The 16,790-nt window shown below is 58.9% G+C and carries 18 protein-coding genes and 1 tRNA gene; 15 read left to right on the forward strand and 4 right to left on the reverse strand.

Features of this window, described 5'->3' with window-relative positions; genetic code table 11:
* Positions 1 to 45: 45 nt before the first annotated feature.
* The gene (locus J2X62_RS10095; RefSeq protein WP_027494774.1) at positions 46 to 624 is read right to left on the reverse strand and encodes a bacterial proteasome activator family protein; all 579 of its coding nucleotides are present in this window, start codon (positions 622 to 624) and stop codon (positions 46 to 48) included.
* Positions 625 to 799: 175 nt separating this feature from the next.
* Between J2X62_RS10095 and J2X62_RS10100 the strand changes: the two genes are divergently transcribed.
* Positions 800 to 2,005 carry a cysteine desulfurase-like protein gene (locus J2X62_RS10100; protein ID WP_032366782.1) on the forward strand — a complete coding sequence of 402 codons (1,206 nt, stop codon included), beginning with the start codon at positions 800 to 802 and terminating at the stop codon, positions 2,003 to 2,005.
* Positions 2,006 to 2,077: 72 nt separating this feature from the next.
* Here J2X62_RS10100 and J2X62_RS10105 read toward each other — a convergent pair whose 3' ends face one another.
* Together J2X62_RS10105 and mgrA are read right to left on the reverse strand one after the other, a co-directional pair.
* Positions 2,078 to 3,067, reverse strand: coding sequence for an NAD(P)H-quinone oxidoreductase (locus J2X62_RS10105; RefSeq protein WP_048319190.1), 990 nt, complete (start codon positions 3,065 to 3,067; stop codon positions 2,078 to 2,080).
* Positions 3,068 to 3,101: 34 nt separating this feature from the next.
* On the reverse strand, positions 3,102 to 4,136 hold the full coding sequence (mgrA, locus tag J2X62_RS10110; RefSeq protein WP_310180061.1) for an L-glyceraldehyde 3-phosphate reductase: 1,035 nt from the start codon (positions 4,134 to 4,136) through the stop codon (positions 3,102 to 3,104).
* Between the two features lie 77 nt (positions 4,137 to 4,213).
* On the opposite strand from mgrA, the gene J2X62_RS10115 reads away from it, so the two are divergent.
* Both J2X62_RS10115 and J2X62_RS10120 read left to right on the forward strand, forming a co-directional pair.
* Complete coding sequence (locus J2X62_RS10115; protein WP_048319194.1) at positions 4,214 to 4,726, forward strand: MarR family winged helix-turn-helix transcriptional regulator; 513 nt, start codon at positions 4,214 to 4,216, stop codon at positions 4,724 to 4,726.
* A 58-nt stretch (positions 4,727 to 4,784) separates the two neighbouring features.
* Positions 4,785 to 4,871, forward strand: a tRNA-Ser gene (locus J2X62_RS10120).
* A gap of 342 nt (positions 4,872 to 5,213) precedes the next feature.
* Here J2X62_RS10120 and J2X62_RS10125 read toward each other — a convergent pair.
* The gene (locus tag J2X62_RS10125; RefSeq protein WP_310180064.1) at positions 5,214 to 5,546 is read right to left on the reverse strand and encodes a helix-turn-helix domain-containing protein; all 333 of its coding nucleotides are present in this window, start codon (positions 5,544 to 5,546) and stop codon (positions 5,214 to 5,216) included.
* A gap of 165 nt (positions 5,547 to 5,711) precedes the next feature.
* Between J2X62_RS10125 and J2X62_RS10130 the strand changes: the two genes are divergently transcribed.
* The 12 genes from J2X62_RS10130 (at position 5,712) to J2X62_RS10185 (ending at position 16,276) form a co-directional block, all read left to right on the forward strand.
* On the forward strand, positions 5,712 to 7,136 hold the full coding sequence (locus J2X62_RS10130) for an MFS transporter (RefSeq protein ID WP_310180066.1): 1,425 nt from the start codon (positions 5,712 to 5,714) through the stop codon (positions 7,134 to 7,136).
* An 81-nt stretch (positions 7,137 to 7,217) separates the two neighbouring features.
* Positions 7,218 to 8,000 carry a helix-turn-helix transcriptional regulator gene (locus J2X62_RS10135; RefSeq protein ID WP_310180067.1) on the forward strand — a complete coding sequence of 261 codons (783 nt, stop codon included), beginning with the start codon at positions 7,218 to 7,220 and terminating at the stop codon, positions 7,998 to 8,000.
* A gap of 443 nt (positions 8,001 to 8,443) precedes the next feature.
* Positions 8,444 to 9,142: an alpha/beta fold hydrolase gene (locus J2X62_RS10140; RefSeq protein ID WP_310180069.1), complete on the forward strand. Its 699-nt coding sequence runs from the start codon at positions 8,444 to 8,446 to the stop codon at positions 9,140 to 9,142.
* A 42-nt stretch (positions 9,143 to 9,184) separates the two neighbouring features.
* Positions 9,185 to 10,306 carry an LLM class flavin-dependent oxidoreductase gene (locus J2X62_RS10145; protein ID WP_310180071.1) on the forward strand — a complete coding sequence of 374 codons (1,122 nt, stop codon included), beginning with the start codon at positions 9,185 to 9,187 and terminating at the stop codon, positions 10,304 to 10,306.
* A 50-nt stretch (positions 10,307 to 10,356) separates the two neighbouring features.
* Complete coding sequence (locus J2X62_RS10150; RefSeq protein ID WP_310180073.1) at positions 10,357 to 10,821, forward strand: nuclear transport factor 2 family protein; 465 nt, start codon at positions 10,357 to 10,359, stop codon at positions 10,819 to 10,821.
* The gene (locus tag J2X62_RS10155) at positions 10,790 to 11,512 is read left to right on the forward strand and encodes an NAD(P)-binding domain-containing protein (RefSeq protein ID WP_310180075.1); all 723 of its coding nucleotides are present in this window, start codon (positions 10,790 to 10,792) and stop codon (positions 11,510 to 11,512) included. Before J2X62_RS10150 ends, J2X62_RS10155 begins: the two co-directional genes overlap by 32 nt.
* On the forward strand, positions 11,509 to 12,639 hold the full coding sequence (locus J2X62_RS10160; RefSeq protein WP_310180077.1) for an NADH:flavin oxidoreductase: 1,131 nt from the start codon (positions 11,509 to 11,511) through the stop codon (positions 12,637 to 12,639). The genes J2X62_RS10155 and J2X62_RS10160 overlap by 4 nt, the downstream gene beginning before the upstream one ends.
* Before the next feature lie 22 nt (positions 12,640 to 12,661).
* Entirely contained in the window at positions 12,662 to 13,645 is a 984-nt protein-coding gene (locus tag J2X62_RS10165) for an AvrD family protein (RefSeq protein ID WP_310180080.1), read from the forward strand.
* Positions 13,646 to 13,670: 25 nt separating this feature from the next.
* Positions 13,671 to 14,378: an AAA family ATPase gene (locus tag J2X62_RS10170; RefSeq protein WP_310180083.1), complete on the forward strand. Its 708-nt coding sequence runs from the start codon at positions 13,671 to 13,673 to the stop codon at positions 14,376 to 14,378.
* Positions 14,375 to 15,427 carry a beta-ketoacyl-ACP synthase III gene (locus J2X62_RS10175; protein ID WP_310180085.1) on the forward strand — a complete coding sequence of 351 codons (1,053 nt, stop codon included), beginning with the start codon at positions 14,375 to 14,377 and terminating at the stop codon, positions 15,425 to 15,427. Before J2X62_RS10170 ends, J2X62_RS10175 begins: the two co-directional genes overlap by 4 nt.
* On the forward strand, positions 15,405 to 15,692 hold the full coding sequence (locus tag J2X62_RS10180; RefSeq protein WP_310180088.1) for an acyl carrier protein: 288 nt from the start codon (positions 15,405 to 15,407) through the stop codon (positions 15,690 to 15,692). The genes J2X62_RS10175 and J2X62_RS10180 overlap by 23 nt, the downstream gene beginning before the upstream one ends.
* Entirely contained in the window at positions 15,689 to 16,276 is a 588-nt protein-coding gene (locus tag J2X62_RS10185; RefSeq protein ID WP_310180092.1) for an AAA family ATPase, read from the forward strand. Before J2X62_RS10180 ends, J2X62_RS10185 begins: the two co-directional genes overlap by 4 nt.
* Positions 16,277 to 16,790 lie beyond the last annotated feature (514 nt).

The raw sequence follows: 16,790 nt of genomic DNA on the forward strand, positions 1-16,790 counted from the left end.
CCTGTAATCGACCATGCAGCTCATTTTGCGAGCGTGTGTGTGGTGTTACAGGTACTGGCCGGTACCGCTGCCGTGGCCGCCGCCCGGTGTGGGCATGACGCCGGGAGGCAACGCGCCCTGACGCATCTGCTCGAGCTGGGCCCGTGCGGCCATCTGCTGAGCGAACAATGCCGTCTGGATGCCGTGGAACAGTCCTTCGAGCCAGCCGACGAGCTGAGCCTGCGCGATCCGCAGTTCGGCGTCGGTGGGCACGACGTCGTCGCCGAACGGCAGCACCAGACGCTCGAGCTCGTCGCGCAGCTCCGGGGCCAAGCCCTGCTCGAGCTCCTGGATGGACGATTTGTGGATTTCCTTGAGCCGATTACGGCTGGCGTCGTCGAGAGGTGCCGCGCGCACTTCTTCGAGCAGTTGCTTGATCATCGTGCCGATGCGCATCACCTTGGCGGGCTGTTCCACCATCTCCGAGAGGTCCGATCCGTCGGACGACTCCTCGTTGGCCGCCGATCCGGAAGCGCGGGCTGCAGCAGCGGTGGCTTCCTCGCGGCTCAGTGCGAGTGGCTCTCCGTTGGGGCCGATCACGACGACGTGATCGCCGGGTGCATTGTTCGACTCGGATTGCGTCATGCATCCATCTTTACGCGTCGCCTGCCGTTGCGCGATCGACAGGGGCGATTATCCTGGTTCGGTCGTTCGCAACCGGGGTGTCAGGAGGATCGAAGCGTGCGTTGTTGGCTGCCGTTCCCTGGGGAAACGGGACGTGAAACACACCCTCGGCGGGTCGGCGCTTAGAGTGTCCGGCATGGGGTACGACGTCGCACGGGTCAGAGGGTCCATTCCCTCCCTCGGCGACGGGTGGATTCATTTGGACCCTCAGCTGGGAATGCTGATTCCGGATCGCGTGTCGACGGCCGTCTCCACGGCGTTCCGGCACAGTGCGTCCAATCATTCGGCCGGCAACATCGCCGCCAAGCGGAGTGCTGCTCTGCTCGAATCCGCCCGCGTCGCAATCGCAGATCTGGTCGGTGCCTATCCGTCCGGGGTGGTCATCGGACCGGATCGGGCGACGCTGCTATCGTGGCTCGCCGATTCTCTGAGCTCCCGGCTCGGGCTCGGAACCGGCTTGGTGCTCTCGCGTCTGGACGAGGAAGCCAACGTCGCGCCGTGGCTGCGGGTCGCCAGCCGAACCGGCGCACACGTGCGCTGGGCCGAGGTCGAGATCGATACGTGCGAGCTGCCCACGTGGCAGTTCGAGGAACTCATCACCTCCACCACCCGGCTCGTCGCGGTCACCGCGGCGTCGCCGATCGTGGGTAGCGCTCCCGACGTTCGCGTCGCGGCGGATCTGGTCCACGAGGTCGGTGGACTCATCGTCGTCGATGCCGCCGGAGCAGCCCCCTACGCACACGTCGACATCAAGGAACTCGGAGCCGACGTCGTCGCGATCGACGCGGCCGCGTGGGGTGGGCCGTCGGTGGGTGCGCTGATCTTCCGCGATCCGACACTGCTCGACCAGTTGCCGTCGATGTCGCTGAACCCGTCGGCGAAGGGGCCCGAGCGGCTCGAGGTCAGTGGTCATCAGTACGCGCTGCTGGCCGGTGTCGTGTCGTCCATCGACTACCTGGCCAACCTCGACGACGCAGCCACCGGCACTCGCCGTGAGCGGCTGGAGCTGTCCATCGGGTCGCTGCAGCACTATCAGGATCGGCTCTTCGAGCATCTGATGGCTGCGCTCGCCACCCTCGACCACGTCATGGTGCTCGGCACTGCGCCCACGCGTATCCCGACCGTCAGCTTCACCGTCGACGGTATGCCCGCGGTGAAGGTGTCCGAGCAACTCGCGCAGGCTCGCATCGGCAGCGTCAGCGGGGTCCACGGTGGCAGTCGTCTGCTCGACGCCCTGGGCGTCAACGACGAAGGTGGTGCCGTCACCATCGGACTCGCTCCCTACACCACCCGGTACGAGATCGATCAGCTCGTGAAAGCTCTCGCTGCGCTCGCTCTATAGAGCGGCTGCGCCGCACGTGCGCGGAACTTCGTAGCCCACTACGAAGTTCCACGCACGACCCTCGGACGCACATCACTGCACGCGCAGGATGACCTTCCCGATCGTCTCGGCGTCATCGAGCATTCGATGCCCTTGTGCTGCTTCGGTTATCGGGATTTCGGCATGCACGACGGCGGTGACCCGGCCCTCGGAGATCATCGGCCACAGGTGTGCGGTCATGTCGGCGACGATGTCGGCTTTGCTCGACGGTCCGGTCTCGGGGCGTCCACGCAATCCGGCCGCGTGTACCGAGCCGCGCTTGGCGATGAGCTTGCCGAAGTTCAGCTCACCCTTCACGCCGCCCTGCATTCCGATGGTGACGACGGTGCCGTCCATGGCGAGGGCATCGAGGTTTCGGTCGAGGTACTTCGCGCCCATGTTGTCCAGGATCAGGTCGGCACCGTGATCGTTTGTCTGTGAACGGATTTCGGTGACGAAGTCTTGATTCTTGTAGTCGATGAGGATGTCGGCACCGAGGTCCGCGCACATGTCCAGTTTGTACTTGGATCCGGCGGTCACGGCGACGGTGACACCTAGCTGTTTCGCGACCTGGATTGCGTGCGTACCGATTCCGCTACCGCCGCCGTGAATCAGCAGCACCTGCCCCGAACGCATGTGCGCATCCATCACCAGGTTGGACCACACCGTGGACGCGACCTCCGGAAGTGCCGCTGCCACATGAAGATCGAGGCCCGCAGGGATCGGGAACAGCTGGGTGGCGGGCACGGCGACCTGCTCGGCGTACCCGCCACCGGCCAGAAGCGCGCAGACCCTGTCGCCGACGTTCCAGCCGCTGACGCCGTCACCGAGCTCGGAAATGATTCCCGAGCACTCGAGACCGAGGATCTCGCTGGCACCCGGGGGCGGCGGGTAGTTGCCCTGACGCTGCATCAGATCGGCACGGTTGACGGCAGTGGCGGAGACGTCGACGATCACCTGTCCGCGGGCCGGTCGTGGATCGGGAACCTCGGTCCACTCCATGACGTCGGGATCGCCGAATTCTTTCAGTGTGATTGCACGCATGCATCCATGATGCGCCACCACTGTCGCAGGCGCTTTACAGGTCCCAGAGGTTGATGCCGAAGTCGCCGGCGTGGCTGTCGATCTGTTCGAGTTCGGCGTCGGAGAAGTCCAGATTGTCCAGCGCCGCGACGTTGTTCTCGAGCTGCTCGACGCTCGATGCGCCGATCAGTACCGACGTCACTCGCCGGTCGCGCAGCGCCCAACTCAGCGCGAGCTGAGCCAGTGACTGACCGCGGGTGGACGCGATGTCGTTCAGTGCGCGAAGGTGCCCCATGTGGTCGTCGGTGAGCCAGTCCGGGTTCAGCGACTTACCCTGTGCTGCGCGCGAATCCGCAGGAATGCCGTCGAGGTACTTGTCGGTGAGCATGCCTTGGGCGAGGGGAGAGAATGCAATGACGCCTGCGCCGATCGCGTCGAGTGTGCCCAACAGTTCGGGTTCGATCCACCGGTTGACCATCGAGTAGCTGGGCTGATGGATCAGCAACGGAACACCGGCGTCGGCGAGTAGATCCGCCATCTTCTGCGTGCCCTCGGGCTTGTACGAGCTGATACCCGCGTACAGGGCCTTCCCCTGCTGGACAGCGCTGATCAGCGCGCCGGCTGTCTCTTCGATGGGGGTGTCGTGGTCGGGGCGGTGGCTGTAGAAGATGTCGACGTGGTCGAGTCGCATACGCGTCAACGACTGGTCGAGTGACGACAGCAGGTACTTGCGGGAGCCGCCGAAGCCGTACGGGCCGGGCCACATGTCCCATCCCGCTTTGCTGGAGATGATCAGTTCGTCGCGGTACCCGGCGAAGTCCTCGGAGAAGATGCGGCCGAAGTTCTTCTCGGCGCTTCCGTACGGCGGACCGTAGTTGTTCGCCAAGTCGAAGTGGTTGATTCCCAGATCGAAGGCGCGACGAAGAATCGCGCGCTGCTTCATCAGTGGAACGTCGTCGCCGAAGTTGTGCCACAGGCCCAGCGACACAGCCGGCAGTACCGGCCCACGCGATCCCACTCGGCGATACGACATGGATTCGTAGCGATCGGCGGCGGCAACGTACGGAGGGTCGATGTAGGGATCTGTCATAACTCGACCCTAGGTCGCATCGGCGAATCGGACCCCGAACCACGGCAAGCTACTCGTGAGTAGATTTCCTGCCTAAGATGACTCGCGTGACGGCCGAATTAGCCATTGGTCCCGGGGGGGACCCGCAGTGGCTCGACACTGCGGAAATGAGAGCTTGGCGTGCCTATGTCGACGGCGGTCAACGATTGATGGAGGTATTGAACAGGGATCTACAGGACAGACACGACCTGTCGATGGCGGAGTACCGCATCCTGGTGATGCTGTCCGAGGCGGACGACGGCTCCATCCGCATGAGCGAGTTGGCCGACGGGGTTCTGTCCTCCCGAAGTCGCCTCACCCACCAGATCAGGCGGATGGAAGTCCAGGACATGGTGCGCCGCAGTACCTGCGCGCACGACGGCCGTGGCGTCCTCGCCGTCATCACCGAGGAAGGTCGACGACGACTGACGGAGGCAGCACCCACGCACGTCCGCAGCGTCCGGCAACATCTGGTCGATCTCCTCACCCCGACCGAACTCGAGGTCCTGGGCGACATCTTCCAGAAGGTGGACGCCGCAATGGACGCATCGGCAACCCGACCCCGACGCTGACAGACCGGCAACGAGGGGCGATTGGGCCGGTGCCGCCTCGGCCGTTAAGATCGCACACGGAAGCGTGGCAGAGCGGCCCAATGCACTCGCCTTGAAAGCGAGAGACGTGTAAAAGCGTCCGGGGGTTCAAATCCCTCCGCTTCCGCTGCGAGACGTGCCCTGACCCGCACCGAACGATGCGGGTCAGGGTCTTTTTGCTAGAAAATGTTGAAGGTTGAGGTGCCGTTACCGTCGCGTTGTATCTCACCGGCGAGGGCGGCGCTACATCACGAGAACATCGCGGTGGTGTGAGCAGTGGGGACCTCCGCGAATGCCAGCACCGCTTCCATGGTGCCGGTGTTCTTCTGCGTTGCGGGAACTCGGACTACGCATCTCGCGTCCGGGGCGTCCTTCGGGCATGTGCTGGACTGAATGCGAGTTCGTTCTGGTCCGAAAAGTGGCGGATCTCTTCCCTATATTTCCGATCTCCACCCATTTACTCGCATCGCTAGCGCAGTCTTTCCGGTGCTGCCAGCACGGCGTCAATTAGGCCAGGAGCAACCGCTTCCAGATCCTCGCGGCGTAGCGAGTTCATCTTCGACGTGCCGAGATAATACTGACGAATTATTCCAGCGTGACGTAAGACCTTGAAGTGGTGCGTTCCCGTCGACCGACTGACATTGATATCGAACGTTCCGCAAGCAATGTCGTGATCAGCTTCTGCAAGTTGCCGGACGATGCTCCGGCGCACCGGGTCAACGAGCGCGTCAAGCAGGCCCTGAGTGCTGATCTCGTTGATGTCGATGTGGTCGGTCACGCGGTTGTCGGTGGCGATGCTCATTGTCGCTCTCCTGTCTTCGGTCGCCATCGTATCACTGTCATGAACGGTTGATGAGCATCAAAGGTTGACAGCCATCGTCATAAGGGCTTAGCTACATGGGGCTGGCGACATCGTCGCGAGTGATCAGCTCCGTCCAACCAAATTGCGTAACCGAGGGAGACACGCATGACTCATAACCAACGCGTCTCGGAGACACCCGATGTCGCTAGTGACCAAGGATCACCGCACGTCGCTAACCGTGGACTGAAAATCACAGCGCTGGCAGCTGGATTTGTGATGGCTTCTCTGGACACGACCGTCGTGAACGTTGCGGGTGCCCGAATTCAGAGCGACCTCGACACCTCGATCACAGAACTGACTTGGATAGTCGACAGTTATGTTCTCGCCTTTGCCGCACTTTTGCTCCTCGCGGGCGGCTTGGCCAACCGATTTGGCAGCCTACGTATCTACATGATCGGCATGGCGGTATTTGTCGCTGCGTCACTCGCCTGCGCAGTGGCACCCACCAGCGAAGTTCTAATTGGAGCCAGATTCGTTCAAGGTGTTGGAGCTGCACTTTTCATGCCCAGCTCCCTTGCCCTGCTTGTCCGTTCGTTCCCTGACCCAATGGAGCGGACACGTATGCTGGGTCTCTGGTCGGCCATCGTCGCCACGGCATCTGGTGTCGGTCCGACAGTCGGCGGGATCATGGTCTCAGCATTCGGCTGGCCAAGTATCTTCCTCATCAATCTGCCAATTGGGGTGATCGGTGCACTGCTCACATACCGTGTGATTGCACCCATCGCGCCCACGAGATCCCCAGTACCTGTAGCTGGGCACGCTTTGGCAGTGCTCCTGCTGGCCGCGACCTGCTACGGGATTATTGAAGGGCCCAATGAGGGATGGCTCTCCGCGAAAGTCCTTGGTGCGTTTATCCTGGCTATTGTGGCAATTGTTCTCTTGTATCTCCGGGAGCGATCAGCCACGTCGACAGTGATGCCGTGGTCCCTCTTTCGTCGACCAGCATTCGCCGGGGGTAACCTGATCGGGTTTCTATTCAACTTTTCGCTTTTTGGAGGAATCTTCATTCTCGGCCTTTTTCTGCAGAACGCGAGGGGGGCAACGCCCTTCGAAGCTGGGCTTCAGCTCTTACCCATGACCATGTTCTTTCCGATCTCCAATATCGTGTACTCAAAGATCTCCGGTCGATTCTCTAACGGTCCGCTGCTGACCGGATTCCTAGTCGTTGCAGCAGCCGCGACTGTCGGTCTCACGGCCATTTCTCCGGGTACTCCCTACTGGGTGCTGGCGGTGGCCGTCGGTCTCGCAAATATTGGGGCCGGAATCATCTCGCCGGCGATGACCGCCGTTCTAGTTGACTCTGCAGGTATTGAACATGCGGCCGTATCGGGCTCTGTTCTCAACGCGAACCGCCAAATCGGCTCATTGTTCGGCATCGCCGCGATGGGCGTTGCTATTAGCGTTGGTGAAGATTGGTACGACCGCGCATCCATCGCGTTCTTTATGATCACAATCGCGTATGCCCTCGCAGCCGTCTGCGCGTGGCGTCTCGTGTGGCGATCAGCGGCAGCCAAAACTGCTAAGGCATGATCTTCATCACAAACCAACCTATTGCCCGGTTTGTCCGATGCAGGCCTGACATCGCTGACGTGCGGACTGTAGGTTGTGCGCATGCCGTCGCCCGCCCTGATTGCACGAAGGAACGAACTCAGCGAATTTCTAAAGTCCCGTCGCGCGAGAGTGAAGCCTAGCGATGTGGGCTTGCCCGCCTATGGGCGACGCAATACACCCGGCCTCCGGAGGGAAGAAGTTTCGGTACTTGCCGGTGTCAGCACATCTTGGTACACATGGTTCGAGCAGGGCCGCAACATTCGGATTTCCGAATCTGCACTTGACTCGATTGCCACAGCACTTCAACTGGACGAAACAGACCGCGCACACCTTTACAATCTGGCCGATATGAATCCACCCACCGTCTCGACGGCCGCATCCAGCAATGAGCGTTCGTTGCTCGCGCGAATTGCAGAGGACATGCCAAGTCCAGCATTCGTCGTTGATAAACATTGGAGAATTTTGTATGTCAACGATCAGGCTCAGACTCTTCTTCATTTGATACCAGGACAAAGAGCATTCCTTGAATATTTCTTTCTAGACTCCTCGTACAGAAACCTGGTGGTCAACTGGGACGAGATGGCGGAGTGCTTCGTGGGTAGCCTACGGGTTCGCGCCGGAGCGTTCCCCGACGACAAGGATTTGATGAAATTGGTCGGGGCGCTGAGCGAGAACCCCTTCTTCTTGGAGTTGTGGCAGCAGCATTCCACTGCGCATCGTAAAGCGCGGAAAGTAGTTCTGAAGCTCCCGGACGGTACCGACGCCATTTTCGATGCTGCCGCCATGGATCTAAGCGGCTGCGATGATCTCCAGCTAATTAGCTATATCCCGCGAAAGAGCTGACCACTCACGGCGAGGGCCGTCAACGCCGCCGTGTTCGCAGCCAACTGGATGGTAGAAGCTCCGCTCCGTCTGAACCGAATGCTGATAAGACGACTGCCAAACTCCCGGTCGTCGTCACGCCAGGTAGGCAGGCCTGCACAGATCTCCAACGCCCGAATCGAAGGCTTCGGACGACTGGCATGAGACGAGCGTCGGCGTAGCTGCCATCAGTACTGTTGATCTGCAATAGATTTCAGGCCTGCCACCGCCGTCTCCGGGCGAGGGCAATGACTGCTGCGCCCACAAGCGCCGGCATAAGTGTGTACACCGCCGACCCCAGGCTCAGGGCTCGAAGTAGTCGAGTCGATCGCCATCTGCCTGAGTGGTGGTGACACTCATAGGTGAAACTCACACTCCCCCCCGTTCGCAAGGCTCACTAGCGTCTACGTCAGGGAGGAGGAGTAATGACATCGGAATCTGAACACGCACCTTTGACTCTGGTGGCGTTCCATCACGCGGGTGGTTCCCCAGCAGCGTTCACCAACTGGAGGCGGCATCTGGGCACCGATATCCGATTTATCGCGGTCTCGCTACCGGGTAGAAAGGACCTCGCGAGTTACAAGCGCAGAGACGTCGAGAATCTTTTGCTCGACCTCGATATGCAATTACGCGACAAATGCGCAGGACCGTACGTCGTCTACGGCCACAGCATGGGTGCAACAATCGGATATGCCTTCGCGATGTACCAGGGTGAACGACACCGAAGGCCGCCAATTTCGTTGCTTGTCGGTGCCGCGGCCGCACCGAAATCTCCGACGGTACTGTTGGGGTCAACGGCTGTGGTAGACCTGGTGGGCGCTGCTATAAATCCTGACCAGCAGTCTGATCTCGGCAGCGTAAAGCAGCAGCAATTAGTGTCCGACCTCTATGTGCTTGAGCGAGTGCGGACATACTGCTCCTCGACGTTTCCGAGGAAGGCATCGTTCCCGATTCGCGTCTTCGTCGGAAACCAAGACCCACTGCCTGTAATGCCGGCGGCGTGGAAATTGCAGACCGTCGGCGATGTCGCAGTCGAGGAAGTTGCTGGGGATCACTTTTTTCATCGGATTCCCAAATTTGTCGATCGAATCAACCAATGCTGTGCCGACTTAATGGCTGCCTGATGTTCCTTTGGCATCTAATCTTCGGGAGAATGAGGTACTGATATGGAACCGACAGAACGCATTGATTTCGGCGTGTTTATGTCTCCGATGCATCCAATCGGGGAGGATCTCACGTTGCTCTATCAGCGCGATTTGGAACTCGCAGAGCTTCTCGACCAGCTCAACTACAAAGAATATTGGCTTGGCGAGCACCATTCGATGGGCTGGAACACGATCGGTGCACCCGAGTTGCTGGTCGCCGCTGCGGCGGAGCGCACATCCCGGATCACACTTGCGACCGGGGTAGCGACGTTGCCTTACCACCACCCTTTCATGGTCGCCACACGCGCTTTGCATCTAGATCACCTCAGTCACGGTCGATTCGTGCTGGGCGTTGGGGCTGGATCAATCCCGGTCGACGCGCGAACTCTCGGCATAGAGATGACCGACATACGCGCAATGATGGGTGAATCCCTCGATGCAGTAGTCAGACTCATCAACACTGATGAGCGCGTGACAAAAAAGACGTCATGGTTCACGCTCAACGAGGCGCGGTTGCAACTAGCCCCATACCGTGGACCACTCGAAATTGTTACGGCGAGCGTCGGCTCACCAAATAGTATGCGGCTAGCCGGCGAGCACGGTGTCAGCGTTGTTTCGTTCGGAGCGCCCCGCCCAGGCCATCCTCCCGTTGACCTCAGGAAGCAGTGGTCGTACGCCGAGGAGTCTGCTGCAGAGCACGGCAATACGATGGATCGTAAGAAGTGGCGCATCACCTTGCCGGTTTATGTGGGGGAGACCCGGCAGCAGGCCATAAATGACGTGCGCGAAGGATACGATCGTTGGACGCATGAATACTGGCGTGACCTGCGCGGACTGAACATTAGTGTCGACGGAGTCCGTGACGACCAGCTCCTGGATCGATCGATCGAGCTCGGTGGCGTGTTGGTGGGGTCTGTGGATGACGTAGTGGAGGGGATCCGCCACCTTCAAGATGTGACTGGCGGATTTGGCACCCTGCTGGTCTATGCCCAGGATTGGGCCGACTGGGACAAGACCAAACGAAGCTATGAGCGGCTCGCACGCTACGTGGCACCACACTTCAATGGGTCGACGCGGCGACTTAACGAATCGGCCGATTGGTTCAAAGAGAATCGGCACACTTTTAGCCAGCTGACGCCGTAGCGGGCCTGTCACTACCTTGTTCAGTCTGTAAATCTAGGAAATGGCGAACCATGACACTCTTCGATCAAACCGTGACGCCCGAACTACATCAAGAATTAGTACAGCTGACGGTGAAGATGGGCTGGTATCTTGACCACAAGCAGTGGGAATTGATGGATGAATTATTCACTGATCGTGTGAGACTCGACTACACAGGTCTCAACGGTGGCGACGTCGCGGTTGTTGACCGCGCTGCGATGGTAGAAAAGTGGGCGAAAAACCGGGAGCCTTTGACCTCGACACAGCATCTCATTTCAAACCATCTCGTTTCACGACTGAGCGACGATTCGGCAACCGCTACTGCGATGTTTCAAGCGACTCACCTGAAGCCCAACGATCAGGGCGGGCCGTTGTGGACACTGGGAGGAGAGTATGAATATACATTCTCCAGTTCAAATTCCGGGTGGCGCATTAGCGGCCTTGCAATGCGGATAATCTGGGCTGATGGAAATCGGAATATCCGAGACCTGCCATGAAGGGAAGACAATGAGCGAAACAGGTAAGAAGCCGACCGTATCAGTTTTGGGTGTCGGCGGAATTGGACTCCCGATCGCAAGGCTATGGATTCGGGCGGGTTACCATGTCATTCTTGGGTCGCGCTCACCAGAAGCGTTACACAAACGAATCGTGGCTGACGGATTGACCGCACCGGTTACGACTCTGGACAATGCAGCGGCGGCGGCCGATATCGCACTTTTGGCGGTTCCCTACCCTGCGCTCAAAGATGTTGCGGCCGCGCAATCGGGCAATCTTGCAGACACCGTAGTCATTGATGCGACAAATCCGATGGGCCTGTCCGGCGACGGTCGAATTATATCGACCTTGGACGATGACCGAGCCTCCGGCCAGCATACCGCCGACTTGCTTCCGCGCTCCTCTGTGGTCAGGGGCTTTAGTCACGTCATGGAAGAGCTCTTGTGGTCTCGTGGCACTGAGCAATCGCTGTTCTGGGGAATGGCGCTCGCCGGTGACGATCCGTCGAGTAAGGCGTCGGTGGCGGCTCTGGTCACTGCTGCAGGCTTTGTACCAGTGGACATCGGCTCGCTGGCTCAATCCAAGCCCCTCGATCCCGGCGGTGTGTTGTTCCCTCACATGTTCACACCTCAAGACTTGCGGTGCGTCGTCGGTTTCGATGCTCCTAGCGACCTCCCCGCGGTGACAGTGTGACTTCGGCCAAGCTTGAATCCGCCGTTGCACCACTGTTCGAGCCCTTCGAACTCGGCGGACTCAAGCTACGGAACCGCGTCGTCATGGCACCTATGACCCGAGGAATGTCCGAGGGTGGAGTTCCTGGGCCGGACGTTGCTGAGTACTACGCACGCCGCGCCGCAGGTGGAGTTGGGCTCATCATCACTGAGGGAACCGTCATCGACCACCCGACATCCTCCAGTAGAGACGATATACCGAGGTTTTTCGGCGCAGAATCGCTGGTTGGCTGGCGGGCAGTGGTGGATGCTGTCCACGAGAACGGTGCCGCGATCGTTCCGCAGCTGTGGCACGTCGGCTGGGACCCGTTGCATTGGGGTCATGAAGGCGATTTCGGTCGCGAGCTTCGATACCCAAGCAGCCCATCGGGGATTGACCCCAGCACGAAAGTATCTCGTAACCCGATGACGCAGAACGATATTGCCGATGTGATCGACGGTTTTGCATCAGGAGCGCGCGTTGCAAAGCAGCTCGGTTTCGACGGGATCGAGCTTCACGGTGCGCACGGCTACCTGATCGATCAGTTCCTCTGGGAGGTAACGAATCAGCGAGGCGACAGGTATGGGGGTAAGTCAATCTCGGATCGACTCCGGTTTGCGCAAGAGATCGTGGCAGCCTGCCGAGCTGCAGTTGGGCCAGAATTTCCAATTATCTTTCGTCTGTCACAGTGGAAAGTCGGTCACTACGGGGCCAAACTAGCTCAAGACCCAGGCGAACTCGCAACGCTGGTTCAACCTTTGGCTGCTGCCGGCGTTGACATCTTTCATTGTTCGCAGCGTCGGTTCTGGCAGCCAGAGTTCGAAGGATCGCCACTGAATCTGGCTGCCTGGGTCAAAGACCTTAGCGGCCGACCAGCTATCACGGTGGGCTCAGTTGGTCTCGCCGATAGTGACTTTCTCACCTACCTGGATGGCGGGGGAGCGAGCCCCTCGGACGTATCGGACGTGTGTGACCGTCTCGCCGCTGGCGAGTTTGATCTGGTGGCTGTCGGACGAGCGCTAATTGCGGACCCAAACTGGCCCATTCGAGTCTTGCATGGACAGGCGACCCAGGCCTTCGAGGCTGAAATGCTTGAAACACTTTTTTGATCTGGACCGAAAGGAGATGTCAATGTCTGTAACCTTAGATCCGCTTGCTCTTTCATCGGCCGATGTTTACCTGGGGTCCGCTGAAAGACGGTTTTTCGGCGACGGCTACCGGCGGTCTTCGCGGGAGATGCGTGATATTGCCATACAGACTGACGGGTTCGGACATGGAACGCTAACTGCGAACGCCGCTGTTTCGTATCCGAAAGACTGGTCGAGAAAAGGGCAGAACGATCAGGCACCCCACCTCAGTACTGTTGATGTAATCGCGCTAGGCGAAGAGATGATATCGCTTTACCTCGTCTCTGCTCTGAGGGGCGATCCGTCTGACCCTTCGATAACAATCAAGAGCGGGTTGCGCGTGGACGCCGGAATAACGGCGGTAGAAGATGATTTAAGCGAATTCCCGCTCGAATTGATCGCCGCCTCGAAGTCTGAACCCGGTGCACGCACGGCGGCGACCAGTTTCATCTGCCATATTGGGAAACTGCGCTTGGATGTGACGCTTGAGCACCCTTTCTGGGTGCAATCGCGAGTACGAATGTCGTTTGAGTCTCCAAGCGAAGTAAGTATTGAAGAAGCGGTGGCACAGACGTCGGGGCGACGTTGCTTCGCGACAGACTGGGCTGTTCGCCGCAATGTCGTGAACGATATTGCTATCGACCGTGCTGATTGGACGGCCACGGCCCGTCCGGCAACGTTGCCGGACATCCGCAGTTTCCGCCCCGCGGATGCAGTGATTGATTCGTTCGTTGTCACCCTCCAGGTCGGTCAGATCTTGCTGTACGAACTCGATTCGATCGAGAGAGCCTCTAGTCAAACGCTGTGGATGCGTCATACCAGTTTGACCTGGCCAGCCCCGGGCGTATTGAAGTCGGATATAAGCACTTTTCGGCTCGAAAAGATGCGATTGCTCGAAAAAAGTGGTCACCCATGGAGGGTTGCAGACGTTGTAGGAGACGTTTACGGCGTCACCACGCGGTGCTCCGTTGCCCACCAACTTCCCTGAAACAAACCGAAAAATAGGAGCAGCAATGCGATTGGCAATCTCAGGAACCTACTCAGTGGGCAAGACGCTGACAACGATGGCGGTTTCGCATCTCACCGGGCTAACAAGGAGCTCGGCACTAACCATGCGTGAACTCTTGCCAGTCTCAGTGCCAGGTAAAACTCTTGAAGAGTGCACTGCAGCCGAGATAATCATGCTCATCACGCGGCGTAATCAGGGGCGTGCCGTAAACGAGAGTCACCTGACAGATGGCTTCGTCTCAGATGGTTCCTCTCTTCATGAGTGGTGCTACGGCACCGTACGAGTGCTAGTGGGTATCAATCCGAACGAATCGATTAATCTGGAGAATGTACCGCTCACAGACGAGCTCAAATTTTACGCGGAAGTAATGAAACAGATCGGTGTTCCCGCGAAACAGCACGCGACTGCCTCGTATGACTCATTCGTGCACTTACCTATCGAGTTTCCGCTGGTTGCAGATGGGCATCGTCCAGTGAGCGAACGATTCCGCTCACTGGCGGACGACATGCTGCTGAGTACGTTGAAAGAACTCGACATACCAGTTCATATCGTTGGAGGCTCAATACCAGAACGATTGGAGAAGATCCTCTCGATCTATGATTTCACGCCTAAAATGTCTATCGAGGATGCGATTTGGCGGGCGCAGGAGGATTACTCCCAGCTCGACACGACTTCGGAATCGGAACGGACAGAGACGCAGGTCATGACATGACCAGCGCAGTCATCGCTGGAGTTGGCGGGGCACTTCCGAGCAATCGGGTGTCCAATGCCGACCTGGCTCTGCGGATGGATACAACCGATGAGTGGATTCGGACGCGTACGGGCATCGGTGCCCGGTACTGGGCTGAGGGTGTGTCGACCGGAGACTTGGCATACGCAGCAGGTAGGCAGGCCTTGGACTCGGCGGGTCTTGAAGAGGTCGACATCGTCATCGTGGCCACGACTACGCCCGACTACCGCTGCCCGGCGACGGCCCCGTCTGTCGCGGCTCGGCTCGGACTCGGTACCGTTCCGGCGTTCGACCTCGCAGCGGTCTGCAGTGGCTTTGTATACGCGCTAGCCACAGCAAAGGGATACATAGCTGGGGGATTGGCACGCTCGGCGCTCGTGATCGGGGCCGAGACATACTCCACGATTCTCAATCCAAACGACAGAACAACATCCGTTATCTTCGGAGATGGTGCTGGAGCCTGCGTGTTGAGGGCCGGGACGGATGGTGAGATCGGCCGTCTTTACGAGGTGGATCTTGGAAGTGACGGCTCGGGTGGGTCGCTGATTCAAATTCCAGGTGGCGGCTCCTATCAAGCCGCTCACCCTGAAAGTGACTCAGGGCCCTACTTCACTATGCAGGGACGGGACGTCTTTCATAGCGCGGTCACACGGATGTCACGCTCATCTCGAGCCGCTTTGGAGCGGACCGGGTGGGAGCCGCGCGATGTCGACTGGATCGTGGGTCATCAGGCAAATCAAAGAATCCTACATGCGCTAGCTGATCAGCTCGGAGTGGATCGGTCAAATCTGGTGAGCAATCTCGACAGAGTGGGAAATACTTCAGCCGCATCAATCCCACTGGCGCTAATACATGGTGCGAGAGAGCTCAATATGCGTGGAGGTGACAAGCTTTTGCTAACCGCCTTCGGAGGTGGGACGACGTGGGGTTCTATTTCTCTAACTTGGCCAGAGATCGTCGTGGCGGCGCCGGTGTCGGTGTCTTCGGACGAAAGAAACGGAGATCGAGATGAATCAAGAATCTATAGCTAAGTATTTGATACATGCGATTGAGAATCGGTTGGAGAATGTCGATTTGCAGGATGGTCAAGTAGTCGGTTCCAGCCGGTTCGACGAACTGGGTCTGGACTCGCTCAGTCTGATCGAGTTGGGTCTATTGGTCGAGAAAGATCTCGGAGTCGTTGTGACCGATGAGCAGTTCTACGAGCTGGCGGAAATCGAAAGCGCCGCCGGCTACATCCTGAGACGGGGTGCTGTAGTAAGCGGTGATGAAATCGGATCGGATGTTTTGAAATGAAATTAGCAGTTGTCGGCTCGTACGGGAACGGCAAGACTACGTTGTCTACGGCCATCGCTGAGGAGCTAAACCTTTCGCGTGTTCATGCGACCCCCATGGTGCTTAGCGACGGCGCGCTCCAAATTTCATTGGAACAGTGTGACGAACTGGAGTTGCTACAGCTCGTGAGTCGCCGGCTGATCGAGCGCGTCAGCGCTGAAAGTGCCGCACTTGATACCGGTTTCGTATCCGACGGGTCTGTGCTTCATGAGCTACTGTACGCCGCCATCCGCTACCGTTTTGGTCTCCACCCATCCGACGGAGAATGTGTGCCCACGCGGATCCTGCCAGCCGAGGCCAAGGCGGTGGAAGCTCTAAGGGTCGAGGTCGTGAACTACGCTCGGCAGACCTACGATGCCGTCATCTTCGTACCGAACGAGAAGCGGCTAAGCGACGATCCCCCGCCAATAAGTGAACAATTCCGCGCGCTGCTTGACAGTGCAATGCTGGACTTATTGAAAGCCGAAAGGTTTCCTTATGTAGTAGTGCGGGGTCCAGTCAGAGAGCGCACCGACGCTGCGACCGGCTTTATCGCGAGTTTGTAGATATTCCGTGCTCAGCGCTTTGTATTCACTTTGAATGTGTGAACCAGTTGATCCGGTCGGAACGACTTGTGGAATTGGATCCGGCCTTGTGGCTACGTCGTATACCCTGCCTGACCGCGGCCAAGCGACCCAATACGGTGATCGATCGCCCGCAAGGTGAAGAGACCCAATGGGATTGGTCGATCTACCAACCCACCTGACTCGCGCCGGTGGCGAACACTTACCGATGATCTGACCGTCGAGCAAGCCCAAGCAAGCCCGGACCGGTGTTACTACCTGCGCGAACATTGCATGATCAGGAGTGACCGCCACGACTTTTTAGTTCGCCGTAAAAGAGGCCCGCGCGGACAGCGTGTGATTTGTTGCAGACGGGCAGTCCGAGCTTTCGCTGACGTACCGTCACGTTAACCAGCACCGATCGACAGGCCCGCCCCTCTCGACCTCGTGAGCACACGCCAACGTGTCGACGAGGGGCCGACGTGGACGGGCGCATCGAAGACGCCTGGTCTACCCA

It is taken from the genome of Rhodococcus sp. 3258 (assembly GCF_031456475.1).
GTDB lineage: Bacteria > Actinomycetota > Actinomycetes > Mycobacteriales > Mycobacteriaceae > Rhodococcoides > Rhodococcoides fascians.